The organism is Streptomyces sp. Ac-502, from assembly GCF_045222935.1.
GTDB classification, from domain to species: domain Bacteria; phylum Actinomycetota; class Actinomycetes; order Streptomycetales; family Streptomycetaceae; genus Streptomyces; species Streptomyces monomycini.
In genome coordinates, this window is sequence record NZ_JBHFFO010000010.1 from 1 (window position 1) to 616 (window position 616).

1 protein-coding gene is annotated in these 616 nt (G+C 72.4%); it reads left to right on the plus strand.

What is annotated here, in order from left to right; all coding sequences use genetic code 11:
• Positions 1-616 (plus strand): DEAD/DEAH box helicase family protein (locus ACEXOX_RS46345; protein ID WP_406527052.1); only part of this gene is annotated, 616 nt, incomplete at both ends.

The window sequence follows — 616 nt, forward strand, 5'->3', positions numbered from 1 at the left end:
GTGCTTGCCTGGCGGCCGGATCCTCGTCACCGTCCCGACCCTGGACCTGCTCGCCCAGACCGCCCAGGCGTGGCGCCTGGTGGGCCACCGGGCCCCGATGGTCGCGGTGTGCTCGCTGGAGAACGACGCGGTGCTGAACGCCCTGGGGGTGCGGAGCACTACGAACCCGATCCAGCTCGCCCTGTGGGCCGGGGCCGGACCGGTGGTCGTGTTCGCCACGTACGCCTCCCTGGTGGACCGGGATGACCCGGAGGACCCGTCCGGCCAGCGCAAGGTGCGCGGGCCGCTGGAGACCGCGCTGGCGGGCGGGGAGCGGCTGTACGGGCAGCGGATGGACGGCTTCGACCTCGCCATTGTGGATGAGGCCCATGGAACCGCCGGTGATCTTGGCCGTCCGTGGGCAGCGATCCATGACAACCAGCGGATCCCCGCCGATTTCCGGCTCTACCTGACCGCCACCCCGCGCATCCTCGCCGCGGCCCGGCCCCAGAGGGGCGCGGACGGCCAGGAGGCGGAGATCGCGTCCATGGCCGACGATCCGAACGGGACCTACGGCGCGTGGCTCGCAGAGCTCGGGCTCTCCGAGGCGATCGAGCGGGAGATCCTTGCCGGATTC